Annotated in this window: 26 protein-coding genes and 1 tRNA gene; 21 read left to right on the top strand and 6 right to left on the bottom strand. The window is 60.5% G+C overall.

Features of this window, described 5'->3' with window-relative positions; translation table 11 throughout:
• Positions 1 to 16: 16 nt before the first annotated feature.
• Together yut and V8N38_RS04150 are read left to right on the top strand one after the other, a co-directional pair.
• Entirely contained in the window at positions 17 to 994 is a 978-nt protein-coding gene (gene yut / locus V8N38_RS04145; RefSeq protein WP_100397109.1) for an urea transporter, read from the top strand.
• Positions 995 to 1,034: 40 nt separating this feature from the next.
• Positions 1,035 to 2,078, top strand: a complete 1,044-nt coding sequence (locus tag V8N38_RS04150) for a HoxN/HupN/NixA family nickel/cobalt transporter (RefSeq protein ID WP_147839358.1) — start codon at positions 1,035 to 1,037, stop codon at positions 2,076 to 2,078.
• A 73-nt stretch (positions 2,079 to 2,151) separates the two neighbouring features.
• Here the strand turns inward: V8N38_RS04150 and V8N38_RS04155 are convergent, their stop codons facing one another.
• Together V8N38_RS04155 and fadE are read right to left on the bottom strand one after the other, a co-directional pair.
• Positions 2,152 to 2,304 (bottom strand): Hok/Gef family protein, encoded by a 153-nt coding sequence (locus V8N38_RS04155; protein ID WP_004930217.1) that lies wholly within the window; start codon positions 2,302 to 2,304, stop codon positions 2,152 to 2,154.
• Between the two features lie 289 nt (positions 2,305 to 2,593).
• The gene (fadE, locus tag V8N38_RS04160; protein WP_126179863.1) at positions 2,594 to 5,050 is read right to left on the bottom strand and encodes an acyl-CoA dehydrogenase FadE; all 2,457 of its coding nucleotides are present in this window, start codon (positions 5,048 to 5,050) and stop codon (positions 2,594 to 2,596) included.
• Between the two features lie 246 nt (positions 5,051 to 5,296).
• Between fadE and lpcA the strand changes: the two genes are divergently transcribed.
• The gene (lpcA, locus tag V8N38_RS04165; protein WP_004930220.1) at positions 5,297 to 5,878 is read left to right on the top strand and encodes a D-sedoheptulose 7-phosphate isomerase; all 582 of its coding nucleotides are present in this window, start codon (positions 5,297 to 5,299) and stop codon (positions 5,876 to 5,878) included.
• Between the two features lie 97 nt (positions 5,879 to 5,975).
• Positions 5,976 to 6,779: a class II glutamine amidotransferase gene (locus tag V8N38_RS04170; RefSeq protein ID WP_147839359.1), complete on the top strand. Its 804-nt coding sequence runs from the start codon at positions 5,976 to 5,978 to the stop codon at positions 6,777 to 6,779.
• On the opposite strand, the gene dpaA is transcribed toward V8N38_RS04170, so the two are convergent.
• Entirely contained in the window at positions 6,714 to 7,481 is a 768-nt protein-coding gene (gene dpaA / locus V8N38_RS04175) for a peptidoglycan meso-diaminopimelic acid protein amidase (RefSeq protein ID WP_060425295.1), read from the bottom strand. The two genes, V8N38_RS04170 and dpaA, sit on opposite strands and share 66 nt — an antisense overlap.
• A gap of 553 nt (positions 7,482 to 8,034) precedes the next feature.
• Between dpaA and V8N38_RS04180 the strand changes: the two genes are divergently transcribed.
• From V8N38_RS04180 to V8N38_RS04220, 9 genes are all read left to right on the top strand, one after another.
• Positions 8,035 to 9,384 (top strand): Na(+)-translocating NADH-quinone reductase subunit A, encoded by a 1,350-nt coding sequence (locus V8N38_RS04180; RefSeq protein ID WP_060425296.1) that lies wholly within the window; start codon positions 8,035 to 8,037, stop codon positions 9,382 to 9,384.
• Positions 9,385 to 9,387: 3 nt separating this feature from the next.
• A complete protein-coding gene (locus V8N38_RS04185; protein ID WP_033649926.1) occupies positions 9,388 to 10,629 on the top strand; it encodes an NADH:ubiquinone reductase (Na(+)-transporting) subunit B in 1,242 nt (413 codons plus the stop codon).
• Positions 10,619 to 11,413: a Na(+)-translocating NADH-quinone reductase subunit C gene (locus V8N38_RS04190; protein ID WP_015376731.1), complete on the top strand. Its 795-nt coding sequence runs from the start codon at positions 10,619 to 10,621 to the stop codon at positions 11,411 to 11,413. Before V8N38_RS04185 ends, V8N38_RS04190 begins: the two co-directional genes overlap by 11 nt.
• The gene (locus V8N38_RS04195) at positions 11,406 to 12,035 is read left to right on the top strand and encodes an NADH:ubiquinone reductase (Na(+)-transporting) subunit D (protein WP_004930232.1); all 630 of its coding nucleotides are present in this window, start codon (positions 11,406 to 11,408) and stop codon (positions 12,033 to 12,035) included. The genes V8N38_RS04190 and V8N38_RS04195 overlap by 8 nt, the downstream gene beginning before the upstream one ends.
• 6 nt (positions 12,036 to 12,041) lie before the next feature.
• Positions 12,042 to 12,638, top strand: a complete 597-nt coding sequence (gene nqrE, locus V8N38_RS04200; RefSeq protein WP_015376732.1) for an NADH:ubiquinone reductase (Na(+)-transporting) subunit E — start codon at positions 12,042 to 12,044, stop codon at positions 12,636 to 12,638.
• A gap of 15 nt (positions 12,639 to 12,653) precedes the next feature.
• Positions 12,654 to 13,877, top strand: a complete 1,224-nt coding sequence (nqrF, locus tag V8N38_RS04205; RefSeq protein ID WP_033637209.1) for an NADH:ubiquinone reductase (Na(+)-transporting) subunit F — start codon at positions 12,654 to 12,656, stop codon at positions 13,875 to 13,877.
• Complete coding sequence (locus V8N38_RS04210) at positions 13,878 to 14,909, top strand: FAD:protein FMN transferase (RefSeq protein ID WP_060425297.1); 1,032 nt, start codon at positions 13,878 to 13,880, stop codon at positions 14,907 to 14,909.
• A gap of 7 nt (positions 14,910 to 14,916) precedes the next feature.
• Entirely contained in the window at positions 14,917 to 15,144 is a 228-nt protein-coding gene (gene nqrM, locus V8N38_RS04215) for a (Na+)-NQR maturation NqrM (protein ID WP_004930244.1), read from the top strand.
• Positions 15,145 to 15,319: 175 nt separating this feature from the next.
• On the top strand, positions 15,320 to 15,739 hold the full coding sequence (locus tag V8N38_RS04220; protein ID WP_060425299.1) for a putative T6SS immunity periplasmic lipoprotein: 420 nt from the start codon (positions 15,320 to 15,322) through the stop codon (positions 15,737 to 15,739).
• A 66-nt stretch (positions 15,740 to 15,805) separates the two neighbouring features.
• Here the strand turns inward: V8N38_RS04220 and V8N38_RS04225 are convergent, their stop codons facing one another.
• Positions 15,806 to 16,699 carry a glycerophosphodiester phosphodiesterase family protein gene (locus V8N38_RS04225; protein ID WP_100397108.1) on the bottom strand — a complete coding sequence of 298 codons (894 nt, stop codon included), beginning with the start codon at positions 16,697 to 16,699 and terminating at the stop codon, positions 15,806 to 15,808.
• A 183-nt stretch (positions 16,700 to 16,882) separates the two neighbouring features.
• Here V8N38_RS04225 and dinB point away from each other — a divergent pair, with 183 nt between their 5' ends.
• The gene (gene dinB, locus V8N38_RS04230; RefSeq protein WP_060423844.1) at positions 16,883 to 17,944 is read left to right on the top strand and encodes a DNA polymerase IV; all 1,062 of its coding nucleotides are present in this window, start codon (positions 16,883 to 16,885) and stop codon (positions 17,942 to 17,944) included.
• Positions 17,945 to 17,985: 41 nt separating this feature from the next.
• On the opposite strand, the gene pepD is transcribed toward dinB, so the two are convergent.
• Positions 17,986 to 19,446, bottom strand: a complete 1,461-nt coding sequence (gene pepD / locus V8N38_RS04235; RefSeq protein ID WP_060445719.1) for a beta-Ala-His dipeptidase — start codon at positions 19,444 to 19,446, stop codon at positions 17,986 to 17,988.
• Between the two features lie 338 nt (positions 19,447 to 19,784).
• Between pepD and gpt the strand changes: the two genes are divergently transcribed.
• The 7 genes from gpt to V8N38_RS04270 all read left to right on the top strand — a co-directional run bounded on the left by gpt (position 19,785) and on the right by V8N38_RS04270 (position 25,255).
• On the top strand, positions 19,785 to 20,243 hold the full coding sequence (gene gpt, locus V8N38_RS04240) for a xanthine phosphoribosyltransferase (RefSeq protein ID WP_025301674.1): 459 nt from the start codon (positions 19,785 to 19,787) through the stop codon (positions 20,241 to 20,243).
• A gap of 141 nt (positions 20,244 to 20,384) precedes the next feature.
• The gene (gene frsA / locus V8N38_RS04245; protein ID WP_021504999.1) at positions 20,385 to 21,632 is read left to right on the top strand and encodes an esterase FrsA; all 1,248 of its coding nucleotides are present in this window, start codon (positions 20,385 to 20,387) and stop codon (positions 21,630 to 21,632) included.
• Between the two features lie 60 nt (positions 21,633 to 21,692).
• Complete coding sequence (gene crl / locus V8N38_RS04250; RefSeq protein WP_033641981.1) at positions 21,693 to 22,094, top strand: sigma factor-binding protein Crl; 402 nt, start codon at positions 21,693 to 21,695, stop codon at positions 22,092 to 22,094.
• 116 nt (positions 22,095 to 22,210) lie between these two features.
• The gene (gene proB / locus V8N38_RS04255) at positions 22,211 to 23,314 is read left to right on the top strand and encodes a glutamate 5-kinase (RefSeq protein WP_015376738.1); all 1,104 of its coding nucleotides are present in this window, start codon (positions 22,211 to 22,213) and stop codon (positions 23,312 to 23,314) included.
• Positions 23,315 to 23,323: 9 nt separating this feature from the next.
• Positions 23,324 to 24,577, top strand: coding sequence for a glutamate-5-semialdehyde dehydrogenase (proA, locus tag V8N38_RS04260; protein WP_060440625.1), 1,254 nt, complete (start codon positions 23,324 to 23,326; stop codon positions 24,575 to 24,577).
• 187 nt (positions 24,578 to 24,764) lie between these two features.
• A tRNA-Thr gene (locus V8N38_RS04265) sits at positions 24,765 to 24,840 on the top strand.
• 196 nt (positions 24,841 to 25,036) lie between these two features.
• Positions 25,037 to 25,255: a TM2 domain-containing protein gene (locus V8N38_RS04270; RefSeq protein WP_015376761.1), complete on the top strand. Its 219-nt coding sequence runs from the start codon at positions 25,037 to 25,039 to the stop codon at positions 25,253 to 25,255.
• 51 nt (positions 25,256 to 25,306) lie between these two features.
• Here V8N38_RS04270 and V8N38_RS04275 read toward each other — a convergent pair whose 3' ends face one another.
• Positions 25,307 to 25,840 (bottom strand): hypothetical protein, encoded by a 534-nt coding sequence (locus tag V8N38_RS04275; RefSeq protein ID WP_147839360.1) that lies wholly within the window; start codon positions 25,838 to 25,840, stop codon positions 25,307 to 25,309.
• Positions 25,841 to 26,183: the final 343 nt, after the last annotated feature.

Consider the following 26,183-nt stretch of genomic DNA (forward strand, 5'->3'; position numbering starts at 1 on the left):
GCAGCGGGAAGCGGTCATGACGACAAGGTGGAGTTGGGGCGGTCTGTGTGCCCACAGCCGGATAGCGGCGGCGGCGGATGCGGTGCTGCGCGGCTGTTCGCAGGTGATGTTTCAAAATAACCCGTTGACCGGATTACTGTTTTTTATCGCCATTTTCGTGGGCGCCTATGAGGAAGGGTTGCCGCAGGTGGCCTTCGGCTGTCTGCTGGGCACCGCGTCGGCGACGCTGAGCGCGGCGTGGCTGGTGGACGATCGCACGGCGTTGCGCTCTGGGCTGTATGGCTACAACGGCTGCCTGGTCGGCGCCGCGCTGCCGACCTTTTTACTGCCCTCGGCCTGGCTGTGGATCGGCGTGATGTTCAGCAGCACGATCTCGGTGATCGTCACCGTTGGCCTCAATCGGCTGTTGCGCACCTGGAAGATCGCGGCGCTGACGGCGCCTTTCGTGCTGACCACCTGGACGGTGCTGTTGGCCAGCTACCCGTTCAGCCATCTGCGGCATGTACGGTTGCCGGCGGCGGCCATCCCGGCCGACGGGGCGGTGTTCTACGCGCATCCCGGCGTCGCAGAGATGCTGAGCGGCGCGCTGCATGGCGTTTCTCAGGTCTTTTTGTGCAGCAGCGTGAGCGGTGGCGTACTGCTGTTGCTCGGGCTGGCGGTGTCGTCGCCGCGCGCGATGCTGCTGGGTTTTTTCGGCGCGTTGCTGGCGGTGGCCACATCGCTGGCGATCGGCGCCGATCCGCAGGCGGTTTTCGCCGGGCTGTACGCCTTCAGCGCAGTGCTGACGGCGGTGGCGCTGGGATCCGTCTTCAACCCACCCGGCCGGCGAGTGCTGATCTATACGCTGCTCGGCGTGATTTTTACGGTGCTGGTGCAGGGCGCGTTCAATACCCTGCTGGCCCCGCTGGGCATGCCGTCGTTGACCATGCCGTTCGTGATCGCGTCCTGGCTGTTTTTGAGCGCCAATCCGGCGGTGATCGCGGCGCGGCGCTAATCCATTGATTTGAACATAACGATAAAACAGGAGTGTGGGTATGGCGGTAGTTTCCGAAGGATTGCATGGCGCGGCCCGGCGACGGGCGGTATCCCTGTTGTTGGGGCTGGTGGCGGTCAACGTCATCGTCTGGCTGCTGGCGCTGTCGGTGTTCAAAGACAATGCCGCGCTGATGGGCACCGCCTTACTGGCCTACAGTTTTGGTCTGCGCCATGCGGTGGATGCCGATCACATCGCCGCGATCGACAACGTGACCCGCAAGCTGATGCAGCAGGGCAAAACGCCGGTGGCGGTCGGTACCTTCTTCTCGCTCGGCCACTCGACCATCGTGGTGCTGGCCTCGGCCGCGATTGCCGCGACGGCGATGATGTTCAGCCGTCAGATGGGCTGGTTTCACGAAACCGGCGGCCTGATCGGCACGCTGGTGTCCTCGTTGTTTTTGCTGACGGTGGCCTTTATCAATCTGCTGGTGCTGATCTCCGTGTGGCGAGCGTTCCGGCAGGTGAAGGCGGGCGAACTGCCTGCGCATCAATCGCTGGATCTGCTGATGAGCGGCGGCGGTGTGCTGGCGCGCTGTTTCCGCCCGCTGTTCAGGCTGGTGAACCAGAGCTGGCACATGTACCTGGTGGGTTTCTTGTTTGGCCTGGGCTTCGACACCGCCACCGAGGTCGGGCTGCTGGGGATTTCGGCCGCCGGTGCGGGCCATGGCATGAATCTGTGGAGCATCATGCTGTTCCCGGCGCTGTTCGCCGCCGGGATGGCGCTGATCGACTCCATCGACAACTTCGTGATGATTGGCGCTTACGGTTGGGCGTTCTCCAAACCGATCCGCAAGCTGTACTACAACATGACCATCACGGCGGCGTCGGTGATCATCGCGGTGTTTATCGGCGGCATCGAAGCGCTCGGGCTTATCGCCGACAAGCTGGCGCTGTCCGGCCCGCTGTGGGACGCCGTCGCGCGGCTCAACGATCATCTGGGGGAGATGGGCTATTGGGTGATCGCCGTGTTCATCTTCTGCTGGTTGGTGTCGGTGGTGAATTACCGCCTGCGCGGCTACGACAAACTGACGGTCAGCGGTTGAAAAGGCGGGTGCTCGTGGATCCTGCCTGACACCATCGGCCAACGGGCGGGGCGAACCCCGCCGTTGGGTTGCCTTACCGTTCGGATTCGTAAGCCAAAGTGGCCGCAACCTCCGAGTCTCCCAGCCTGATGCGCAGTTCGCACAGCGAACCGCGGGTTAGCCAGATGAACGCGATCAGCGTCATACAGACGATCACCAGTTTAAGTACGACCCGTTTTTGCTGCATTTTTGACCTCCCTATCCTTGCCTTGCGGCGGGTAAGAGGCTAACCTGATGTTGCTTGGCATCAGAGTGGCCTCGGGTTGATAATATCGACTCGGGGCCTTTCTCTTTCTCTCCTTTGCCAAGGCTCCGGACAGAAAGATCCAGAGCACCCGCCGCGCAGTCTACTCGAACTTCCTTCCCGTGAAATCCGCCGTTGCGCCAACCTGTGGCGCGATGCGCAGTTCGTGATGCAAGAAAAGAAAAAGGGGCGATGATGATCGCCCCTTGGATGCGTGAAGCTTGAATTGGCGTTAAGCCGCTTCGGTCTGCTGTTGGCGCTTAGACTGCGCCGCCGGCTTTTCCGGCTTGGCGGCCGCCAGCGCATCCGGCGCAAAGTCGTCCACGTTGATGGAGCGCAGACGGCTCTCTTCGGCTTTCACCAGAATTTTCGCTTCGTCGGCGCTGATCTTGCCTTCTTCCAGCGCGCGTTCCGCCAAACGATCCAGACGGGTGAACGGCAGGTTTTTGCCGGCCGCCTTGCACAGACGTTCGTGAATCGGCTCGGCGGCCATCACGTCGGCCAGCGCCGCTTCCAGCAGGCCGATTGGGTTATGTTCGCTCGGCGTCAGGTACTGGCCGCGCCCCAGACGGCTGCGGGTGGCGGAAGGTACCTGCAGGATCTTGGCCAACTGGTGATCCAGACGATCGGACGGTGCGGTATGCACACGGCCGAGCGGGAAGACCACGAAGCGCATCGCGCCGGCGATAAAGCGGTTCGGGAAGTTACGCAGCAGGTCATCCAGCGCCTGTTCGGCTTTATGCAGGCTGTCTTGCACGCCCCAATGCACCAGCGGAAGATCTTCTTTCTGACGGCCTTCGTCGTCAAAGCGTTTCAGCACGGCGGAAGCCAAATACATCTGGCTGAGGATGTCCCCCAGGCGAGCGGAGATACGCTCGCGGCGCTTCAGGCTACCGCCCAGCACGCCCATGGAAACGTCCGACAGCAACGCCAGGTTGGCGCTCAGGCGGTTCAATTGCTGATAGTAACGACGGGTCGCGTCCTTGGTCGGCGTGGCGCTGGTGCGGCCGTTGGTCAGGCCCAGCCAGAAGCTGCGTACCTTGTTGCTGCCAACGTGGCCCAGATGGCCGAACAGCGATTTATCGAAGGCGTTCAGATCGTTGCTCTGCGCCGCCGCCATTTCATCCAGCACATAAGGATGGCAGCGGATCGCGCCTTGACCGAAGATCATCATGGTGCGGGTCAGGATGTTCGCGCCTTCCACCGTGATGGCGATCGGTGCGCCCTGATAGGCGCGAGCCAGGAAGTTGGATTCGCCGAGCATGATGCCTTTACCGCCGGCGATGTCCATGGCGTCAACGATCGACTGCTGGCCGCGGTGCGTACAGTGGTATTTGACGATGGCCGACAGCACGGCCGGCTTCTCGCCCTGCACCAGCGCATAGGTGATCAGCGAAGCGGCGGCGTCCATCACATAGGTGTTGCCGGCGATGCGCGCCAACGGCTCTTCGATCCCTTCCATCTTGCCGATGGAGATCTTGAACTGACGGCGAATGTGCGCGTAGGCACCGGTCGCCAGGGCGATGGATTTCAGGCTGCCGGTAGAGTTGGACGGCAGGGTGATGCCGCGACCGACCGACAGACACTCAACCAGCATGCGCCAGCCCTGGCCGGCCATTTTCGGGCCGCCGATGATGTAATCGATCGGGACGAACACGTCGGTGCCGCGGGTCGGGCCGTTTTGGAACGGCACGTTCAGCGGGAAGTGGCGGTTGCCGATTTCCACGCCCGGCGTGCTGGTCGGGATCAGCGCACAGGTGATGCCCGGGGATTCGTTGTCGCTCAGCAGGCGGTTCGGGTCATGCAATTTGAACGCCAGGCCCAGTACGGTGGCGACCGGCGCCAGCGTGATGTAGCGCTTGTTCCAGGTCAGGCGCATGCCCAGCACCTGTTTGCCCTGCCAGTCGCCCATGCACACGGTGCCGACGTCCGGAATGGCGCCGGCATCGGAGCCCGCTTCCGGGCTGGTCAGCGCGAAGCAAGGGATCTCGTCGCCGCGCGCCAGGCCCGGCAGATAGTGGTTTTTCTGTTCTTCGGTGCCGTAGTGCTGCAGCAGTTCGCCCGGGCCGAGGGAGTTCGGCACGCCGACGGTGATCGCCAGGATACCGGAAACGCCGGCCAGTTTTTGCAGCACCATCGCCTGAGCATAAGGAGAGAATTCCAGACCGCCGTACTCTTTCTTGATGATCATCGCGAAGAAACGGTGTTCTTTCAGGTACGCCCAGAGTTCAGGCGGCAGATCGGCCAGTTCGTGGGTGATCTGGAAGTCGTTGGCCATGCGGCAGGCTTCTTCCACCGGGCCGTCGATAAACGCCTGCTCTTCTTCCGTCAGGCGCGGTTTCGGGTAGCTGTGCAGCTTGTTCCAGTCCGGCGCGCCGCGGAACAGATCGCCTTCCCACCAGGTGGTGCCGGCGTCGATCGCCTCCTTCTCGGTGGTGGACATCGGCGGCATCACCTTGCGGAAGGCGCGCAACGCCGGTGCGGAGAGCAGGGAACGGCGCAGGGAGGAAAGGTTCAGCGGCAGCAGCACGATCGCCAGCGGCAGCAACAGCCAGAAGCTCCACAGGCCAATCGCGCCCATGGCGGCGGTGTACGCCACCAGGATCAGGCTGCTGAGGGTAAGGTTCACTCGGTGGTAGAACACCACGCCGAGGAGAGCCAGTAAAACGACAATACTAAGAACCATCATAAGAAGCTCCGAAGTAGTAAGAGGTCTGACCTGTTGTGTGTATGTAATAGGTTTTAGTACAAGGCAGAATTTTTATCAATGCGTTTACAGTTTAATTACAACTCAGGTCACAAACTGACAGCACCAATCATCAAAAACCTCTCCGCTTCCTTAACCGGCGCGCTGTTTGGCTGAGAATGCTTCTCGCTGTTTCCGCGATCCGGTACACTGCGGAGCGGAAGATTTGACGATAACAAGAGGTTCCTCATGTACCACGACCTTATTCGCAGTGAACTGAACGAAGCGGCTGATACCCTGGCGAAATTTATCAATGACGACGCCAACATCGACGCCATCCAACGTGCGGCGGTGCTGCTGGCGGACTCCTTCAAAGCCGGCGGTAAAGTGATTTCCTGCGGCAACGGCGGTTCCCATTGCGACGCGATGCACTTCGCCGAAGAGCTGACCGGCCGCTACCGTGAAAACCGCCCGGGCTACCCGGCGATTGCCATCTCGGACGTGAGCCACCTGTCCTGCGTCAGCAACGACTTCGGCTATGAGTACGTCTTCTCTCGCTATGTGGAAGCGGTAGGCCGCGAAGGCGACGTGCTGCTGGGCATTTCCACCTCCGGCAACTCCGGCAACATCATCAAGGCCATCGACGCGGCGCGCGCCAAGGGGATGAAAGTGATCACCCTGACCGGCAAGGACGGCGGCAAGATGGCGGGTTCCGCCGATGTGGAAATTCGCGTGCCGCACTTCGGCTACGCCGACCGCATTCAGGAAATCCACATCAAAGCGATTCACATCTTGATTCAGCTGATCGAAAAAGAGATGGTTAAGGCTTGATAGCCTGCGGGGAGCTGCGGCTCCCCAAGAATAAGACTGCGGGCGCCGCATGCTGCGCCCGCACGGCCTGTGTCAGTGTGGTTAAGGAGTGCTGGCGATGTGTGAACTGCTCGGGATGAGCGCAAACGTACCGACCGATATCTGCTTCAGCTTTACCGGCCTGGTACAGCGCGGCGGCCGCACCGGGCCGCATAAGGATGGCTGGGGCATTACCTTCTATGAAGGGAACGGCTGCCGCACATTCAAGGATCCGCAGCCGAGCTTCAACTCGCCGATCGCCCGCCTGGTGCAGGACTACCCGATCAAGTCCTGTGCGGTGGTGTCCCATATTCGCCAGGCCAACCGCGGCGAAGTGGCGCTGGAAAACACCCACCCGTTCACCCGCGAACTGTGGGGCCGCAACTGGACCTACGCGCACAACGGCCAATTGAAAGGCTACCGTCAGCTGGATACCGGCACGTTTCGCCCGGTCGGCCAGACCGACAGCGAATACGCGTTCTGCTGGCTGTTGCATCAGCTGGCGCTGAAATACCCGCGCACCCCGAGCCAGTGGCCGGCGGTTTTCCGCTACATCGGCCTGTTGGCGAACCAGCTGCGCAAGAAAGGGGTATTCAACATGCTGTTGTCGGACGGGCGCTTCGTGATGGCCTATTGCTCTACCAACCTGTATTGGATCACGCGCCGCGCGCCGTTCGGCAAGGCGACGCTGCTCGATCAGGATGTGGAAATCGATTTTCAGCAGCAGACCACACCGAACGATGTGGTCACGGTGATCGCCACCCAACCGCTGACCGCCAACGAAACCTGGCACAAGATTGAGCCAGGCGAGTTCGCGTTATTTCACTTCGGTGAGCGGCTTGTTCTGAGCGAAGGGGTTGGTGTTGGGCGTCGGGCTGGCTGACGCGTACTGCGTCATCTGGCCGCTGCTCATCAACGGTTGACCCAGCACGTACTGGCCGTTGTCCACGGTCATCATCGGCGGCTGGTGGTTCTTCGCGAAGTAATCGTAGCCCGGCTTCAGCTGGCGCCAGAAGGCGATATAGCTGGATGACGCATGGCGCTTGAGGTTTTGCTCGGTCATGCGGAACGGGTAGATGCTGATGTCGACGCGGCTTTGGCCATAGGCGAAGGCGGCTTCGACGTAGCGATAGATTTCATCCATATAGGTGTTGGTCATCGCGTAACAGCCGATCGATTTACATTCGCCGTGGATCATCAGATAAGCGCCGGAATAGCCCTGCGATTTATCGTAATCATTAGGGAAACCGATATTGATCGCCCGATAATACTTGCTGTCGGGTTTCAGATGGCGCGCGTCAACGCTATAAAAGCCTTCCGGACTTTTAAAGTCGCCTTCACGACGTTTAGGACCCAGCCCACCGGAGAAATTACAGATCGGGAACGTGTTGACCAGGCGGAATTCATTGCCCATTTTGGCATACAATTCCAGCTTGCGTTCCTCTTTGAAGATCTGAATATAGACCGGCGAACCCAATAATTGCTGTTTAACTACCGGCGTTTCCGGTACCTGCTCGCTGGCGCTGCAGGCCGTGATCATCGGCATAGAAACAAGCATCGCAAACAACAGCGCGATTTTGCTCATTATTATTCCTGCTTATATTTATCTGCCGGCGCAATGACGTTGGTCGGCATGCCACTGATTATTGTTTTTACTGCTGCAAAACACCGCCAGATTACCAGCGCGTTTATTTTTAGCAATACGTGATATGTATAAAAAAACGACAAAGCTCGATAAAAGTGAAATGACCGGCAGATTTTAACGATAAGTAGTGAAAAACAGGCGAAATTTAATTGCGTTTGCTTGACCCAAGTCACGACGGAACGCAGAACAATGTTGCGAACAATGTTAATATTCCCTCTTCAATTTAACGCGCTGTGGCGATTGAAGCGGCAGGGGTTATGGCATATAACCCGGCCGTTTTGATGGTTATTTGGCTACAGGCCGTTAACACATCGACTGTCGAGCAAACAACGGAAAGGGGGAATCAAGGGAATGCGCGTTACCCCGATTTTTCACTGCGAGAAAGTTCATGTTGGGCGTGCCGCCATGCGCACTGCCCGGCAATCCTGGCATCGTCAGCACCCGCCTCTGGGGCCGGGCAGACGTGTAAACCAAACTACATCGTATAAATCCTATGATTAAGATCAGAAAAGGGTTAGATCTGCCGATAGCCGGGGCTCCGGTTCAGGCGATCCAAGACGGCCCGAACATTCAGCATGTCGCCCTGCTTGGGGAAGAGTATGTCGGAATGCGTCCCTCCATGCTGGTGCAGGAAGGCGATACCGTTAAGAAAGGCCAGGCGTTGTTCGAAGATAAGAAAAACCCCGGGGTTTTCTTCACGGCTCCCGCCAGCGGCCGCATCGCCGCGATTAACCGCGGCGAACGGCGCGTATTGCAATCGGTGGTGATTGCGCTGGAAAACGGCGGTGACGATCAGCTCGAGTTTGCGCATTACCCGCTGGGTGAGCTGGCCCAGCTGCCGCGCGAACAGGTCGAGAGTGAACTGATAGCCAGCGGCCTGTGGACCGCGCTGCGCACCCGTCCGTTCAGCAAAACGCCGAGCCCCGGCAGCGAAGCGCGCGCTATTTTCGTCACCGCGATGGATACCCAGCCGCTGGCCGCCGATCCGCAGGTGATCATCGCCGAACAGCAGGCGGCGTTCAACGCCGGGCTGCTGGTGTTGGCGCGCCTGACGACGGGCAAGGTACACGTATGCCACGCCGCCGGTGCCTCCGTTGGCCAGCAGAGCAGCCCGCAGATCGCCTACAGCGAATTTGCCGGCCCGCACCCCGCCGGGCTGGTGGGTACGCACATTCACTTCCTGGAACCGGTCAGCCTGAAGAAAACCGTTTGGCACATCGGCTACCAGGACGTCATCGCCATCGGCACGCTGTTCACCACCGGTAAGCTCGATACCCGCCGGGTCGTGGCGCTGGCCGGGCCGCAGGTGGCGCAGCCGGCGCTGCTGCGCACCCGCCTGGGGGCCAGCCTCGAGGAGCTGACCGCCGGCCGCCTGAAAGACGGCGAGAACCGGGTGATCTCCGGTTCGGTGCTGAACGGCATGCACGCCGCCGGCCCGAACGCCTGGCTTGGCCGTTTCCACTCGCAGGTGTCGGTGCTGGAAGAAGGGCGCGACAAAGAGCTGTTCGGTTGGATCGTGCCTTCGCCGAACAAGTTCTCCATTACCCGCACCACGCTGGGCCACTTCCTGAAGAACAAACTGTTCGCCTTCTCGACTACCACTAACGGCGGCGAGCGCGCCATGGTGCCGATCGGCAACTACGAGCGGGTGATGCCGCTGGATATTCTGCCGACGCTGCTGCTGCGCGATCTGCTGGCGGGCGACAGCGACAGCGCGCAGGCGCTGGGCTGCCTGGAGCTGGACGAGGAAGATCTGGCGCTGTGCACCTTCGTTTGCCCCGGCAAGTATGAGTACGCGCCGGTGCTGCGCGAGGTGCTGACCAAGATTGAGCAGGAAGGATAACCGATGGGCCTGAAGAATTATTTTGAGAAGATAGAGCACCACTTCACGCCGGGCGGCAAACTGGAAAAGTGGTACCCGCTGTATGAAGCGACCACCACGGTGTTTTATACCCCCGGCACGGTGACGCGCGGCGCTTCGCACGTGCGCGACGCCATCGATTTGAAACGTATGATGATCCTGGTGTGGCTGGCGGTATTCCCGGCGATGTTCTGGGGCATGTACAACGTCGGCCAGCAGGCAATCCCGGCGCTGCACCATCTGTACAGCGGCGACGAGCTGCAACAGGTGCTGGCGGGCGACTGGCATTATCGCCTGGCGCAGTGGCTCGGCGCCTCGCTGGCGGCCGACGCCGGCTGGGTCAGCAAGATGGTGCTGGGCGCCTGTTACTTCCTGCCGATCTACGCCGTGGTGTTTGTCGTCGGCGGCTTCTGGGAAGTGCTGTTTGCCATTATCCGCAAGCATGAGGTCAACGAAGGCTTCTTCGTCACCTCTATCCTGTTCGCGCTGATCGTGCCGCCGACCCTGCCGCTGTGGCAGGCCGCGCTGGGCATCACCTTCGGCGTGGTGGTGGCCAAAGAGATATTCGGCGGCACCGGGCGCAACTTCCTCAACCCGGCGTTGGCCGGCCGCGCCTTCCTGTTCTTCGCCTATCCGGCGCAGATCTCCGGCGATCTGGTGTGGACCTCTGCGGACGGTTTCTCCGGCGCGACGCCGCTGGCGCAGTGGAGCGCAGGCGGGGCGCACAGCTTGAGCAACGTGGCCACCGGCCAGTCCATCAGCTGGATGGACGCCTTCCTCGGCAACATTCCCGGCTCCATCGGTGAAGTCTCCACGCTGATGATCCTGATCGGCGGGGCGATTATCCTGTTCGGCCGCGTGGCCTCCTGGCGCATCGTCGCCGGCGTAATGCTCGGCATGGTGGCTTCCGCCCTGTTGTTCAACGCCATCGGTTCCGATACCAACCCGATGTTCGCCATGCCGTGGTACTGGCATCTGGTGCTGGGCGGTTTCGCCTTCGGCATGATCTTTATGGCGACCGACCCGGTTTCCGCCTCCTTCACCAACAAGGGGAAATGGTGGTACGGCATTCTGATCGGCGTGATGTGCGTGCTGATCCGGGTGGTCAACCCCGCCTATCCGGAAGGCATGATGCTGGCGATCCTGTTCGCCAACCTGTTCGCACCGCTGTTCGATTATCTGGTGGTGCAGGCCAACATCAAGCGGAGAAAAGCCCGTGGCGAATGAAGCGAAAAACGACGGCATCGGTAAAACGCTGCTGGTAGTGCTGCTGCTGTGTCTGGTGTGTTCAGTGGTGGTGGCGGGCTCCGCCGTCGGCCTGAAGTCCAAACAGCAGGAGCAAAAGCTGCTCGATAAGCAGCGCAATATTCTCGACGTAGCCGGCCTGTTGCAGCCGAAAATGGAGAGCGAGCAGGTCAAGCGCCTGTACAGCGAGCGCATCGAGCCGCGCCTGGTGGATCTGAACAGCGGCGAGTTTGTCGCCGGCAAGGCGGCGGCGTTCGATCTGGGCGCCGCGCTGCGCGACGACGCCAAAAGCGTGGCGCTGGCGGCGGGCGACGATCCGGCCGGCATCAAGCGCCGCAGCAATCAGGCGGAAATCTACCTGGTGCGCGATGAAAGCGGCCAGGTGAACAAGATTGTGCTGCCGGTATACGGCACCGGCCTGTGGTCGATGATGTACGCCTTCGTGGCGCTGGATAACGACGGCAACACGGTCAAGGGCATCACTTACTACGACCAGGGGGAAACCCCGGGGCTGGGTGGCGAGGTCGAGAACCCGTCCTGGCGCCAGCAGTGGGTCGGCAAACAGCTGTTCGACGACAACGGCCAGCCGGCGATCCGCGTGGTGAAAGGCGGCGCGCGTCAGGGGGATGTGCACGGGGTGGACGGCCTGTCCGGCGCCACGCTGACCTCCAACGGCGTGCAGCATACGTTTGATTTCTGGTTGGGCGAGCACGGCTTCGGCCCGTTCCTGAAAAAAGTTCGTGAAGGAGCGCTGAAAAATGGCTGATTCCAAAGAGATAAAGCGGGTCCTGCTGGGGCCGCTGTTCGACAATAACCCGATCGCCCTGCAGGTGCTGGGCGTTTGTTCTGCGTTGGCGGTGACCACCAAGCTGGAGACGGCGGTGGTGATGACCATTGCGGTGACGCTGGTCACGGCGTTCTCCAGCTTCTTCATCTCGCTGATCCGTCACCATATTCCCAACAGCGTGCGCATCATCGTGCAGATGGCGATCATCGCCTCGCTGGTGATCGTGGTCGATCAGCTGTTGCGCGCCTACGCGTTCGAGATCTCCAAGCAGCTGTCGGTGTTCGTCGGCCTTATCATCACCAACTGTATCGTGATGGGGCGCGCCGAGGCTTACGCCATGAAGTCGCCGCCGATCGAGAGCTTTATGGACGGCATCGGCAACGGGCTGGGCTACGGGGTGATCCTGGTGCTGGTCGGTTTCCTGCGCGAGCTTATTGGCTCCGGCAAGCTGTTCGGCGTCCCGGTGCTGGAAACGGTGCAGAACGGCGGTTGGTATCAGCCGAACGGCCTGTTCCTGCTGGCGCCGAGCGCGTTCTTCATCATCGGCCTGCTGATCTGGGTGCTGCGCACCCTGAAGCCGGCGCAGATCGAAAAGGAGTAAAGGCCGATGGAACACTATATCAGCCTGTTTGTGCGCGCGGTGTTCGTTGAGAACATGGCGCTGGCGTTCTTCCTCGGGATGTGTACCTTCCTGGCGGTGTCGAAGAAGGTCTCGACCGCCTTTGGCCTGGGCATCGCGGTGACCATCGTGCTCGGCATTTCGGTGCCGGTGAACAACCTGGTCTACAACCTGATCCTGCGCGACGGCGCGCTGGTGGAAGGCGTCGATCTGAGCTTCCTCAACTTCATCACCTTCATCGGCGTGATCGCGGCGCTGGTGCAGATTTTGGAGATGATCCTCGATCGCTTCTTCCCGTCGCTGTATAACGCGCTCGGCATCTTCCTGCCGCTCATCACCGTGAACTGCGCCATCTTCGGCGGCGTGTCCTTCATGGTGCAGCGCGACTACAACTTCGCCGAATCGGTGGTGTACGGCATCGGCTCCGGCACCGGCTGGATGCTGGCGATCGTCGCCATGGCGGGGATCCGCGAAAAACTCAAGTATGCCAACGTGCCGGCGGGACTGCGCGGCCTGGGCATTACCTTTATCACCACCGGACTGATGGCGCTGGGCTTCATGTCCTTCTCCGGTGTTCAGTTGTAAAGGCGGGAAGAATTTATGGAAATTATTTTAGGCGTAGCAATGTTCACCACCATCGTGATGGTGCTGGTATTGCTGATCCTGTTCGCCAAATCGAAGCTGGTGAACACCGGCGACATCGCGGTGGAGATCAACGGCGATTTGGATAAGAGCTTCCATGCGCCGGCGGGCGACAAGCTGCTCAACGTGCTCTCCAGCCAGGGAATTTTCGTCTCCTCGGCTTGCGGCGGCGGCGGTTCCTGCGGCCAGTGCCGGGTGGTGATCAAAGAGGGCGGCGGCGATATCCTGCCGACCGAGCTCTCGCACATCAACAAGCGCGAAGCAAAAGAGGGTTGCCGCCTGGCGTGCCAGGTGAACGTGAAGCAGAACCTGAAGATCGAGCTGCCGGAAGAGATCTTCGGCGTGAAGAAATGGGAGTGCGAGGTTATCTCCAACGATAACAAAGCCACCTTTATCAAAGAGCTGAAGCTGAAGATCCCCGATGGCGAAGACGTGCCGTTCCGCGCGGGCGGTTTCATCCAGATCGAAGCCCCGGCGCACGACATCAGCTACGCCGACTTCGACGTGCCGCAGGAGTATCGCGGCGACTGGGACAAGTTCAACCTGTTCCGCTACCGCTCGACGGTGAACGACACCACGGTGCGCGCCTACTCGATGGCCAACTACCCGGAAGAGAAGGGCATCATCATGCTCAACGTGCGTATCGCCACGCCGCCGCCAAACAACCCGGACGTGCCGCCGGGCATCATGTCTTCCTATATCTGGTCGCTGAAGGCGGGTGACAAGGTGACCATCTCCGGGCCATTCGGCGAGTTCTTCGCCAAGGAAACCGACGCCGAAATGATCTTCATCGGCGGCGGCGCGGGCATGGCGCCGATGCGTTCGCACATCTTCGATCAGCTCAAGCGCCTGAACTCGAAGCGCAAGATCACCTTCTGGTACGGCGCGCGTTCGCTGCGCGAGATGTTCTATGAAGACGACTTCAACCAGCTGCAGGCGGAGAACGACAACTTCACCTGGCACGTGGCGCTGTCGGATCCGCAGCCGGAAGATAACTGGACCGGCTACACCGGCTTTATCCATAATGTCCTGCTGGAGAACTACCTGAGGAATCACCCGGCGCCGGAGGACTGCGAGTTTTACATGTGCGGGCCGCCGATGATGAACGCTGCGGTGATCAAGATGCTGAAAGATCTGGGCGTCGAAGACGAAAACATCATGCTGGATGACTTTGGTGGCTAAATGCGCGCATTGGCGATGAAGAACTGGCTGACGGGCGTGGCGCTGAGCGCCACCCTGCTGCTGACCGGCTGCGGGCCGGAACAGGTGGACCTGACGGGTAAAACCATGGGCACCTCGTATTCGATCCGTTATGTGACCGGCGACGATACGCCGTCGGCGCGCGAGATGCAGGCGGAGATCGATAAACGGCTGGAGCAGGTGAACGACCAGATGTCCACCTACCGGCCGGACTCCGAGCTGAGCCGCTTCAACGCCAGCCGCGACATTGACCGGCCATTCCCGGTTTCGCCGGCGACCGCCGAGGTGGTGCGCGAAGCGCTGCGCATCAACCGCGTGACCGATGGCGCGCTGGACGTGACCGTCGGGCCGCTGGTCAATCTGTGGGGCTTCGGCCCGGAAGGGCGGCCGGATAAAGTGCCGAGCGAGGCGGAGCTGGCGCACCGCCGCGCCTGGACCGGTGCCGATAAACTGACGGTGCAGGGCAGCGCGCTGGTGAAAAGCATCCCCGAGCTGTATGTCGACCTGTCGTCGATCGCCAAAGGATACGGCGTGGACGTGGTGGCGGAGTATCTGCAATCGCAACACGTGCAAAATTACATGGTGGATATCGGCGGTGAGGTGCGCACGCGCGGGCGCAACGGCGAGCAAAAGCCGTGGCGCATCGCCATCGAGCGCCCGACCGCCGGTGCGCAGCAGCAGGCGCAGTTGGTGATCCAGCCAGGGGAGATGTCGATCGCCACCTCGGGTGACTATCGCAACTACTTCGAGCAGGACGGGGTGCGCTATTCGCACACCATCGATCCTATCACCGGCCGGCCGATCAACCACCGCCTGGTGTCGATCACCGTACTGAGCCCGACCTGTATGACCGCTGACGGCCTGTCCACCGGCCTGAACGTGATGGGGCCGGAGCGCGGCCTGGCGCTGGCCAATCTGCTCGGTATCCCGGTGTTCATGATCGTGAAAACCGCCGACGGGTTTGAGGAGCGTTATTCGGACGCGTTCAAACCCTACCTGAAAAAGAGTTCGTGAGGTTGCTATGCTGACGGTATTCGCCGCCACCTTCGTGTTGTTCCTGCTGATCGTCGGCGGGATGTCGCTGGGCTACGTGTTCAAACGCAAAAGCCTGCAGGGCAGCTGCGGCGGCATCACCGCATTGGGGATGGAGAAAGTCTGCGACTGCCCGGAACCTTGCGATGCGCGCAAAAAGCGCGAAGCCAAAGCGGCGCAGCGGCGCGAGCAGCTGGACAAGCACCGCATTCTGTAGCTGTAGCGAAAACCCGGCCTTGGCCGGGTTTTTTATTTGGGCCTTGTCGAAAGGCGTATGAAAGTCTGGCTAGGCGCGATTAACAATGGCGTGAATTTTCAGGGTGTAACGGATAAAACGATCGCCAGAAAATACGAATATGCGCTTTCTCAGTTTTTTAAGCAGAGGTAACAGGATGAACCGCATTATTTTGGCTGGAACGCTGACTTTGCTGCTCGCCGGCTGTATGCACATGAACGATCCGAGGCCAAAGAACTACGCGGCCAGCGTCGCTGTCGTTGATAACCACGTTTGCGTGCGGGTTCAACCGGAAGGGGACGAGCGGTTGGCCGGCGTCATTATCGAAGAAATCGGCAACGCCAACGCTATCTTCGGCAAGAACTTCGCGGATAACGAGATGCCTGCGGTCACCGCGGCTACGTGCATTTCTGACGATAACTATAAATTCGAGGGCGGGAGGTCTTACGGGGTTTCGGTAACGCTGTTGTCGCGGGATAAACGAAGTAAAGGTATTGAGCCTGCTGCCCGGCTATTTGGGGCAGGGTTTAGCGTACGCAATGAAAATGGCATCATCCAGGTGGTTCCTGCTCACTAACGGATGTTGAAAGCCGGGGGGCATAAGGTGGGTTTGTCGAACCGCCTTATGCCCTTGGCCGATGATTTATTTCGCCTTGCGGAAGCTTTTCGCCTCGGCCGGTGAGTTGACCATCACGCCGTCGGCGCCCAGCGCCAGCGCCTGCTGATACTCCTGCGGCGAGTTGACGCCGAACAGGATGATGTGCGCCGGGCCCTGCGAGCGGAAGCAGTCCATCGACTCTTTATCCCAGGTCAGAAACGCCTTCGAACGCCCTTCGCCGAGGGTATATTTCTCCACCACTTCCACCTCGCGCTTCAGCTCCAGCCCGTACCAGCGCGGCTGCCGGTTATCCGGTTTGACGTCGCACTGGTGCGCCATGGTGACGTTGGCCAGCAGCGTGCGGGTCTCGTCGCGGCTTTCGAAGCGCGGGATGGCCGGCGGCAGCACCTGCAGGTATTTGGCGTCGGTGGAGTAGACGCGGATGCGGTTCAGGCTGTCGGTGCTTTCCAGCGTCGCCAGCAGCGCCTGGCCAAACTGCGCCGGATCGGCGTCCGGGGATTTGATGTCCAGATAGAAGGTGACGTGCGGAAACGCTTTAAGCACGTCGTCCAGCCGCGGAATGCCGATGCCCTGGCCGCGGAACGGGTGCGTATCCCCCCTGGCGAAGGCCCAGCCAGCGTCGGTCTCGGCCAGCTGCGCGGCGGTATAGGCAGAGACCGGGCCCTGCCGGTTGGTCAACGCTTTCAGATCCGAAGGGCGATACAGCACGATGACGCCGTCTTTGGATTCTTGCAGGGTGATCCAGATGGCGTCGGCGCCGTTTTTCAGCGCGGTTTCGATGGCGATGCGGGTGTTCTCCGGCGCATCGGCGGTGCCGCCGCGGTGGGCGACGATCGCCGGCGCGTGACCGGCAGCGCTGGCCGCCAGCGCGCTCAGCGACAGCGCGGAAGCCAGCAGCAAATAAGAAAATCTGATCATGTAGGGTACCCTGTCGTTATCGTTGTGGTGAGCCGCACGGGATGGCGGAAATCATACTATTGAAAAATTAAGCTTTTTTAACAACGCGGAAATATCTGGCGGAAACGGTGCTTTCGTCGAATCCTGCGGCCTTGAGCTTTCGGTATCTGACTGTATACTTATACAGTGTTACTGGAGGGTGCGATGCGTAAAATCATTCATGTCGATATGGACTGCTTCTTCGCGGCGGTGGAAATGCGCGACGATCCCAGCCTGCGCGATATCCCGCTGGCGATTGGCGGCAGCGCCGATCGCCGCGGGGTGATCAGCACCGCCAACTACCCGGCGCGGCGCTACGGCGTACACAGCGCCATGTCCACGGCAATGGCGCTCAAGCTGTGCCCGCACCTCACCCTGTTGCCGGGGCGCATGGCGGCCTACAAAGAGGCCTCGCTGCATATCCGCGAAATCTTCGCCCGGTATACTCCGCTGATCGAGCCGCTGTCGCTCGATGAAGCCTACCTCGACGTGACCGACAGCCCGCAATGCAATGGCTCGGCAACGCTGATCGCCCAGGAGATCCGCCAGGCGATCGCCGACGAACTGAACCTCACCGCCTCGGCCGGCGTTGCGCCGATCAAGTTTCTCGCCAAAATCGCCTCCGAGATAAACAAGCCGAACGGGCAATACGTGATCACGCCGGCGCAGGTGCCGGCGTTTTTGCAACAGCTGCCGCTCAGCAAGATCCCCGGCGTCGGCAAGGTGACCGCCAAGCGGCTGGAAGAGGTGGGGCTTATCACCTGCGCCGACGTGCAGCAATACGATTTGGCACAGCTGCTCAAGCGCTTCGGCAAATTCGGCCGGGTGCTGTGGGAGCGCTGTCAAGGCATCGATCGGCGCGAAATCTCGGCGGAGCGGCTGCGCAAATCGGTGGGGGTGGAGCGCACGCTGGCGGAAGACATTCACGACTGGGAAGACTGCGAAACGCTGATTATCGACAAACTCTATCCCGAGCTGGAGATGCGACTGCGCAAGGTGAAGCCGGATCTGCACATCGCCCGGCAGGGCGTGAAGCTGAAGTTTCAGGATTTTCAGCAAACCACCCAGGAGCACGTGTTCCCGGTGCTGAACCGGCAGGATTTGCTGGAGGTGGCGCGGCAGGCGTGGCGCGAGCGGCGCGAAGGGCGCGGCGTGCGGCTGGTGGGGCTGCATGTGACGCTGCTCGATCCGCAGCTGGAGCGGCAGCTGGCACTGCCTTGGGAATAAAAAAGCCGGCGGTCGCCGGCTTTTTGCGTTAAGCGCGCAGCTTACGCGCGCTCAGGGATCGCTTTCAGCAGCGAGGTCAGCAGCTTCCAGTACAGACCGACGCTTTCGATATGCACCTGCTCATCCGGCGAGTGCGGGCCGGTGATGGTTGGCCCGATCGATACCATGTCCATGTCTGGATACGGCTTTTTGAACAGACCGCATTCCAGACCGGCGTGGATCACCATGATGTTCGGCGTCTTGTCGAACAGCTCCTGATACAGCTCGCGCACCAGGTGCATCACCGGCGAGTCGGCGTCCGGCTGCCAGCCCGGGTAGCCGCCCTTCGGTGCCACCTTGGCGCCGGCCAGCTGGCCCAGCGCGGTCAGCATCTCGACCACGTAGTCTTTGCCGCTGTCGATCAGGGAGCGGATCAGGCAGATGATTTCCGCTTCGTTTTCGCTGGTGGTGACCACCCCGACGTTCAGCGAGGTTTCCACCACGCCTTTTACCGCGTCGCTCATGCGGATCACGCCGTTCGGCGTGCCGTTCAGCAGCGCCAGGAAACGCTGCTGGCTGTCGGCGCTCAGCGCCTGCGAAGCGCTGGTGGTCGGCTCCAGCAGCACGGTGATGTTCTTCTCTTTGGCGGAGAGTTCGTTCTGCAGCACCGCCAGGAACTCCTGGCTCAGGGCTTTCAGCGCGTCGGCCTTGTCCGCCGGCACCGCAACCACCGCGGAGGCTTCACGCGGGATGGCGTTGCGCAGGGTGCCGCCGTTCAGATCCAGCACGCGCAGGTTCAGCGCCGCCGCATGGGCGAACAGGAAGCGCGCCAGCAGCTTGTTGGCGTTGCCCAGCCCGACGTGGATCTCGGCGCCGGAGTGGCCGCCTTTCAGGCCCTTGAGGGTCAGCTTCAGGGTTTGGTAACCGGCCGGCACCGCTTCGCGCTGCAGCGGCAGGGTGGTGATGAAGTCGATACCGCCGGCGCAACCCATGTAGATTTCGCCTTCTTCTTCGGAGTCGGTATTGATCAGTATGTCCGCCTGCAGCCAGTTCGGCTGCAGCCCGAAGGCGCCGTCCATGCCCGCTTCTTCGGTCATGGTCAGCAGCACTTCCAGCGGGCCGTGCTCAACGCTGTCGTCGGCCAGCACCGCCAGGGCGGAGGCCATGCCGATGCCGTTGTCGGCGCCCAGCGTGGTGCCGCGCGCTTTCACCCACTCGCCGGCGATATAAGGCTGGATCGGATCCTTGGCGAAGTCGTGTACGGTGTCGTTATTCTTTTGCGGCACCATGTCCAGGTGCGCCTGCAGCGCGACCGGCTTGCGGTTTTCCATGCCTTTGGTGGCCGGCTTGCGCAGCAGGATATTGCCGACCCGATCGCGCTCTGCGTGCAGGTTCTTTTCTTTGGCCCAGGTGAGGATGTGCTGCGCCAGCGCTTCTTCATGATAAGAAGGGTGTGGGATAGAACAGATCTTGGCGAAAATATCCCACAGCGGCTGTGGCGAAAGCTGAGACAATTCAGACACTATAAGTCTCCTGTGACGGCAGGCTCCGACAGGACGGGCGTGCCGCGCGGTTAAGGTGAGTGGGCATCTGTGCGTCGTGGCACGATCATCAGAGAATATCACTTTATTTCCGGCGGTGCGCGCCCCGTATTGTGCGGTTTAAGCGCTTGATCACACGGCTTCGCTGCGGTAACGTTCGTTTTTTCAGCATCAATCACCGGAAAGCCGCGCGGCGGAAATCGCGAGGTTTTCCTCGGTACAGCTGGAATTCAATGCGGCCAGTCTCTATAATCTCGCGCAACCTTTTTTCCCCTGAACTATAAAATAAGCCGCTTCACCGCCGGCTGGGACACGATTCTATGAGCGAAAAATACGTTGTTACCTGGGATATGCTGCAAATGCACGCACGCAAGCTGGCGCACCGCCTGCTGCCTGCCGACAAATGGACAGGCATCATTGCCGTAAGCCGCGGCGGTCTGGTACCGGCGGGCCTGCTGGCGCGCGAACTGGGCATCCGCTATGTGGATACCGTCTGCATTTCCAGCTATGACCATGACAACCAACGCGAAATGAAAGTGCTCAAGCGCGCCGAAGGCGACGGTGAAGGCTTCATCGTGGTGGATGATCTGGTGGATACCGGCGGCACCGCGAAAGCGATCCGCGACATGTACCCGAAAGCGCATTTCGTCACCATCTTCGCCAAACCGGCGGGCCGTCCGCTGGTGGACGACTACGAGGTCGACATCCCGCAGGATACCTGGATCGAACAGCCGTGGGACATGGGCGTCAGCTTCGTTCCCCCTATCGGCGGCCGCTAAGCCCAGCCAGTTCTAAGTCAACGCCCGGTTATGCCGGGCGTTTGCGTTATCTTGGTTTATCCCGCCAGAGTTAGGTACACTACCTCCAGTTAAGTAGGCCTTTTGCGGCCTATCGCCAGATTTACGGAGGCTGTTGTTACCATGGCACAGGCCAACCTTTCTGAAATTCTTTTCAAGCCTAAATTCAAACACCCTGAAACCTCGACGCTGGTGCTGCGCGCGCGCAACAAAGTGAGCGCCGCCATGCATTCCGCGTTGGAAGGCGACACCACCGGCAGCTGGTACCGCATGCTGAATCCGCTGCTGTGGGCCTGGCGCGGCGTCAGCCCGATCGAAATCCACGAAGTGCTGGCGCGCATCGCCGCCTCGGACGCCGAGCGCAGCAATCCGCAGCGGCTGGATACCGTGGTGGGCTACCGCAACGGCAACTGGATCTACGAGTGGATCCATCAGGGCATGCAGTGGCAGCAGCGGGCGACGGAGCAGCAGGATCCGCTGCTCGGCGGCGAATACTGGCTGAAGGCCGCGAGCCTGTACAGCATCGCCGGTTACCCGCACCTGAAGGGCGACGAGCTGGCCGAACAGGCGGAGATGCTCGCCAACCGCGCTTACGAAGAGGCGGCGCTGCTGCTGCCGTATCAGCTGAAAGAGCTGGAGTTCCGCATCGAGGGCGGCGGCAGCGTCACCGGTTTCCTGCACATGCCGGAGAAGGGCGAAGCGCCGTTCCCGACGGTGCTGATGTGCGGCAGCCTCGACACGCTGCAGACCGACTACCACCGCCTGTTCCGCGATTACCTGGCGCCGCACGGCATCGCCATGCTGACGCTCGACATGCCGTCGATCGGTTCCTCCTGCAAATGGAAGTTGACGCAGGACTCCAGCTACCTGCACCAACAGGTGCTGATCCAGCTGGCCTCGGTGCCGTGGGTGGACCATCAGCGGGTGAGCGCCTTTGGCTTCCGCTTCGGCGCCAACGTGGCGGTGCGATTGGCCTACCTGGAGCCGCAGCGGCTGCGCGGCGTGGCCTGCCTGGGGCCGGTGGTGCATCGCCTGCTGTGTGACAGCAGCACCCAGCTGAACGTGCCGGACATGTATATGGACGTGCTGGCCAGCCGCATGGGCATGGCTAACGCCTCGGACAACGTGCTGAAGGTGGAGCTGAACAGCTACTCGCTGAAAATGCAGGGGCTGCTGGGGCGCCGCTGCCCGACGCCGATGATCTCCGGCTACTGGGAGCGCGATACGCTCAGCCCAAAAGAAGAGTCGCAGCTGATCGTCACCTCCTCGGTGAGCGGCAAGCTGGTCGCCATCCCGCGCACCCCGGTTTACGACAGCTTCCACCGGGCGTTGCTGCAGATGTCCGGTTGGCTGAGGGACAAAATGCGTTAATTAGTTGCTAAATTTTAACAGTTTGTTAAAAAGAGTGGTCTACATTGAGGAGGTTAGAGAATGACGTTACCGAGTGGTCACCCTAAAAGCCGACTAATGAAACGTTTTGCCAGCTTGGGGCCGTACCTGCGTGAAGGGCAATGTGAAAACGACCGTTTTTTCTTTGATTGTTTGGCCGTCTGCGTCAATGTAAAGCCCGCTCCGGAGAAGCGCGAGTTCTGGGGCTGGTGGATGGAGCTGCAGGCGGAAGAGGCGCGCTTCACCTATTCGTACCAATTCGGCCTGTTCGACAAGGAAGGCGACTGGACGGCGCAAAACATTAAGGATGATGAAGTGAGTGCCAAGCTGGAAGACACCCTGCGCGACTTCCATCGCCGCCTGGGCGAGCTGCTGGCGACCATGGAACTGGGGCTGGAACCCGCCGACGATTTCAAAGAAAAACTGATCAAACTCTCCGCCTGACCCCGTTTGACCACGTATTGTGCTGATTTCGCGTTGTGCCTGTTGGCATAACGCGTCTCTCCTGTTACAAAGACCTTTGCACTCTTCTTCTCATCATTACACACGGCAGAAATACTATGAACGGCAGCCAGACATTGGTTGTGAAATTGGGCACCAGCGTGTTGACCGGCGGATCGCTGCGTCTGAACCGCGCCCACATCGTCGAATTGGTGCGCCAGTGCGCGCAGCAACACGCCGCGGGCCACCGCATTGTCATCGTCACCTCCGGCGCCATCGCCGCCGGGCGCGAACACCTGGGCTACCCCGAGCTGCCCGCCACTATCGCTTCCAAGCAACTGCTGGCAGCGGTGGGGCAGAGCCGGCTGATCCAGCTGTGGGAACAGCTGTTCTCCATTTACGGCATCCACGTCGGGCAGATGCTGCTGACGCGCGCCGATCTGGAAGACCGCGAGCGCTTCCTCAACGCGCGCGACACCATGACGGCGCTGCTGGACAACCGCATCGTGCCGGTAATCAATGAGAACGACGCCGTCGCCACCGCCGAAATCAAGGTGGGCGACAACGATAACCTGTCGGCGCTGGCGGCCATTCTGGCCGGGGCCGACAAACTGCTGCTGCTGACCGATCAGCAGGGCCTCTACACCGCCGATCCGCGTAACAACCCACAGGCTGAACTGATCCGTGAAGTGCACGGCATCGACGACGCGCTGCGCGCCATCGCCGGCGACAGCGTCTCCGGCCTGGGCACCGGCGGCATGGGCACCAAGCTGCAGGCGGCCGACGTGGCCTGCCGCGCCGGCATCGACGTGGTGATCGCCGCGGGCAGCAAGCCGGGCGTGGTGGCGGACGTGATCGAAGGCAAACCGGTGGGCACCCGTTTCCACGCGCTGGAAACCCCGCTGGAAAACCGCAAACGCTGGATCTTCGGCGCGCCGCCGGCCGGTGAGATCACCGTCGACGATGGCGCGGTGGAAGCAATGATGGCGCGCGGCAGCTCGCTGTTGCCGAAGGGCATTCGCGAAGTGAAGGGCGACTTCTCGCGCGGCGAAGTGATCCGCATCCGCAACCTGGCGGGGCGCGATCTGGCGCACGGCGTCAGCCGCTACAACAGCGACGCGATGCGCATGATCGCCGGGCACCACTCGCAGGAAATCAGCGAGATCCTCGGTTATGAATACGGTCCGGTGGCAGTGCACCGCGACGATATGATTGTCAGTTAAGGAGTGAGCATGCTGGAGCAGATGGGGAAGGCCGCCAAGCAGGCCTCCTGGCAGCTGGCGGTGCTGAGCACGGCGAAGAAGAATCAGGTGCTGTCGGTGATGGCCGACAGGCTGGAAGCCAGCAGCGAAGCGATCCTGCTGGCGAACGAACAAGACATGGCACAGGCGCGCGCCACCGGCATGAGCGAAGCGCTGCTCGATCGCCTGCTGTTGACCCCGGCGCGGCTGGCGGCGATCGCCAACGACGTGCGCCAGGTGTGCCGCCTGAACGATCCGGTCGGCCACGTGCTGGACGGCAACCTGCTGGACAGCGGGCTGAAGCTGGAGCGCCGCCGGGTGCCGCTCGGCGTGATCGGCGTGATTTACGAGGCGCGGCCGAACGTCACCATCGACGTCGCCAGCCTGTGCCTGAAAACCGGCAACGCGGTGATCCTGCGCGGCGGTAAAGAGACGCACAATACCAACCAGGCAACGGTGAAAGTGATCCAGCAGGCGCTGGAACAGTGCGGCCTGCCGGCGGCGGCGGTGCAGGCGATCGACAGTCCGGATCGTGCGCTGGTGAACGAACTGCTGCGCCTGGATCGCTATGTCGACATGCTGATCCCGCGCGGCGGCGCCGGCCTGCACAAGCTGTGCCGCGAGCAATCGACCATCCCGGTAATCACCGGCGGCATCGGCGTGTGCCATACCTACGTGGATGCCGACGTCGATTTCGACAAGGCGCTGACGGTGATTGAAAACGCCAAGATCCAGCGCCCGAGCGCCTGTAACTCGCTGGAGACGCTGCTGGTGAACCGCAGCATCGCCACCGAGTTCCTGCCGGCGCTGAGCGCCAAAATGGCGGCGGCGGGCGTGACGCTGCACGCGGCGGAAAACGCGCTGCCGCTGCTGCAGGGCGGCCCGGCGACGGTGGTGCCAGTGAACGCGGAAGATTACGACGATGAATGGTTGTCGCTGGATCTGAACGTGTTGCTGGTGGACGATATCGATCAGGCCATCGACCACATCCGCACCCACGGCACCAACCACTCCGACGCGATCCTCACCCGCTCGCTGAGCAGCGCCGAGCACTTCGTGCGCGCGGTGGACTCCTCGGCGGTGTATGTCAACGCCAGCACCCGCTTCACCGACGGCGGCCAGTTCGGCCTGGGCGCGGAAGTGGCGGTGAGCACCCAAAAACTGCACGCCCGCGGCCCGATGGGCCTGGACGCGCTGACCACCTACAAGTGGATCGGCTACGGCGACGATCTGGTGCGCAGCTAAGGCCGGATTGCGACAGTAAAGACGTCAGGGTGCAGCGGGCTGCGCCCTAATTTTTTTGGAAGGGCCAACGCGCGGCAGTGTGGCTGCTTGCAAAACAACCAAACGCCCCGGCGGCTATTGACTCATTTCGTGCACAGGTCTACCTTGTTCAACGCACTTCCGGCTTGCCCCGCAGGCCCGGCTCGATGCCGATATAGCTCAGTTGGTAGAGCAGCGCATTCGTAATGCGAAGGTCGTAGGTTCGACTCCTATTATCGGCACCACCTCTCCTTCAGATTCCCTTTGCTTACCTTTTCGCCGGTTAAACAACCGTTTAATCATCCGCTGTTATAATTACCCCTGTTGAGTCTTGATGGATGAATGTTTTTCTCCTCAAGCATTGTGATGTGGCGCTCTGTGGAGCGGCATCCGTTTTTTGGACATGCCGGTGGTTCGGTGAGAAGTTAGGAGAAGTGCACTATGAGCAGAAAAGACAAGCTCGCGGCGGCCCTGCTGGCCATATTCCTGGGTGGGTTGGGCATTCACAAGTTTTACTTAGGGATGAAGTGGTGGGGGCTGTTCTACCTGCTGTTCTGCTGGACGGGGATCCCGGCGATTGTCGGCTTTATCGAAGGCATTATTTATCTGTTCCAGTCGGAAGAGAAATTCAACCAGAAATACAACCCTGGTCTGATTTAACGCGTTTTCTGGCGGCGCTTCCTGTTAAGGGGAGCGCCGCTTTTCATTCCGCTACTGTTTTTTCATCATCATCTTGCCGCGCATCTCTTTGCTCATCATTTTATTCGAGCTGGAGATGACGCAGTTATATTGCTTGCCTTGGTTGATGATCATAAAGGTGCTGACCGGATTTTTAAAATCCTTGTCGATGGTGAAATAAATATAGGCCTGCGGCAGTGCGGCCGGTTTAAAGGCGCCGAAGGCATACACATCCGCCAGGCCCAACGCGGAGAGATCGACCGTCAGCTCCATGGGCTTCATGGAATCCGGTGATGGGAACATCGATTTGGCCGACATCATCATGGTGCTGCTGTTGATGGTGTAATCGGTTTTAACCTTCATGCCCATATATTTCGATTCCGACATGGAAAGTTCTTTTTTGCAGGCGGCGTCGTGCTGTGGCGCTGGGCTGCCGTTTTCCATCACGGCGTGCACGTGTTCCAGCGTCACTGCCGCGCTGCCGGTGGTAGGCTGCGCATCGGCCGCGTAAGCCGCGCCGCTGAAGGCGGCTACAGAGGTAAGGATGATGCCTGTAACGATTTTCATTGTCGCTCTCCGGAATACTAATAATGATATTAATTGCGGTGTGTAGCCTATTGGCTTGATAAAACGCAAGGTTACCCGTTCCGTGGAAATAAAATCCCATCGGAATATTGCTATAAAATAGTTTTTACCCTCGTGGTTGACGGGGTTGGTTTAACTTCGATAAACGCCTTTCTCCTTTTTATTTGGCGTTTTTATCTGCATATAAATAGTATGTCTAAACATAGTCAATGTTTAGAATATACACAAATTATTGCGGTTTTTTTCTGCATTTATCTTTCGTTTTTTAATCTGGTCATAAGTATTTGATTGATATTAAGAGAGTTGTTTCTTTACGTTGGAATCA

This window comes from Serratia nevei, assembly GCF_037948395.1.
Classification (GTDB): domain Bacteria; phylum Pseudomonadota; class Gammaproteobacteria; order Enterobacterales; family Enterobacteriaceae; genus Serratia; species Serratia nevei.

Excerpts from the sequence above, each read along its gene's own strand:
- yut (WP_100397109.1), top strand. The coding sequence starts at position 17 with ATGACGACAAGGTGGAGTTGGGGCGGTCTGTGTGCCCACAGCCGGATA.
- V8N38_RS04150 (WP_147839358.1), top strand. The coding sequence starts at position 1,035 with ATGGCGGTAGTTTCCGAAGGATTGCATGGCGCGGCCCGGCGACGGGCG.
- V8N38_RS04155 (WP_004930217.1), bottom strand. The coding sequence starts at position 2,304 with ATGCAGCAAAAACGGGTCGTACTTAAACTGGTGATCGTCTGTATGACG.
- fadE (WP_126179863.1), bottom strand. The coding sequence starts at position 5,050 with ATGATGGTTCTTAGTATTGTCGTTTTACTGGCTCTCCTCGGCGTGGTG.
- lpcA (WP_004930220.1), top strand. The coding sequence starts at position 5,297 with ATGTACCACGACCTTATTCGCAGTGAACTGAACGAAGCGGCTGATACC.
- V8N38_RS04170 (WP_147839359.1), top strand. The coding sequence starts at position 5,976 with ATGTGTGAACTGCTCGGGATGAGCGCAAACGTACCGACCGATATCTGC.
- dpaA (WP_060425295.1), bottom strand. The coding sequence starts at position 7,481 with ATGAGCAAAATCGCGCTGTTGTTTGCGATGCTTGTTTCTATGCCGATG.
- V8N38_RS04180 (WP_060425296.1), top strand. The coding sequence starts at position 8,035 with ATGATTAAGATCAGAAAAGGGTTAGATCTGCCGATAGCCGGGGCTCCG.
- V8N38_RS04185 (WP_033649926.1), top strand. The coding sequence starts at position 9,388 with ATGGGCCTGAAGAATTATTTTGAGAAGATAGAGCACCACTTCACGCCG.
- V8N38_RS04195 (WP_004930232.1), top strand. The coding sequence starts at position 11,406 with ATGGCTGATTCCAAAGAGATAAAGCGGGTCCTGCTGGGGCCGCTGTTC.
- nqrE (WP_015376732.1), top strand. The coding sequence starts at position 12,042 with ATGGAACACTATATCAGCCTGTTTGTGCGCGCGGTGTTCGTTGAGAAC.
- nqrF (WP_033637209.1), top strand. The coding sequence starts at position 12,654 with ATGGAAATTATTTTAGGCGTAGCAATGTTCACCACCATCGTGATGGTG.
- V8N38_RS04210 (WP_060425297.1), top strand. The coding sequence starts at position 13,878 with ATGCGCGCATTGGCGATGAAGAACTGGCTGACGGGCGTGGCGCTGAGC.
- nqrM (WP_004930244.1), top strand. The coding sequence starts at position 14,917 with ATGCTGACGGTATTCGCCGCCACCTTCGTGTTGTTCCTGCTGATCGTC.
- V8N38_RS04220 (WP_060425299.1), top strand. The coding sequence starts at position 15,320 with ATGAACCGCATTATTTTGGCTGGAACGCTGACTTTGCTGCTCGCCGGC.
- V8N38_RS04225 (WP_100397108.1), bottom strand. The coding sequence starts at position 16,699 with ATGATCAGATTTTCTTATTTGCTGCTGGCTTCCGCGCTGTCGCTGAGC.
- dinB (WP_060423844.1), top strand. The coding sequence starts at position 16,883 with ATGCGTAAAATCATTCATGTCGATATGGACTGCTTCTTCGCGGCGGTG.
- gpt (WP_025301674.1), top strand. The coding sequence starts at position 19,785 with ATGAGCGAAAAATACGTTGTTACCTGGGATATGCTGCAAATGCACGCA.
- frsA (WP_021504999.1), top strand. The coding sequence starts at position 20,385 with ATGGCACAGGCCAACCTTTCTGAAATTCTTTTCAAGCCTAAATTCAAA.
- crl (WP_033641981.1), top strand. The coding sequence starts at position 21,693 with ATGACGTTACCGAGTGGTCACCCTAAAAGCCGACTAATGAAACGTTTT.
- proB (WP_015376738.1), top strand. The coding sequence starts at position 22,211 with ATGAACGGCAGCCAGACATTGGTTGTGAAATTGGGCACCAGCGTGTTG.
- proA (WP_060440625.1), top strand. The coding sequence starts at position 23,324 with ATGCTGGAGCAGATGGGGAAGGCCGCCAAGCAGGCCTCCTGGCAGCTG.
- V8N38_RS04270 (WP_015376761.1), top strand. The coding sequence starts at position 25,037 with ATGAGCAGAAAAGACAAGCTCGCGGCGGCCCTGCTGGCCATATTCCTG.
- V8N38_RS04275 (WP_147839360.1), bottom strand. The coding sequence starts at position 25,840 with ATGAAAATCGTTACAGGCATCATCCTTACCTCTGTAGCCGCCTTCAGC.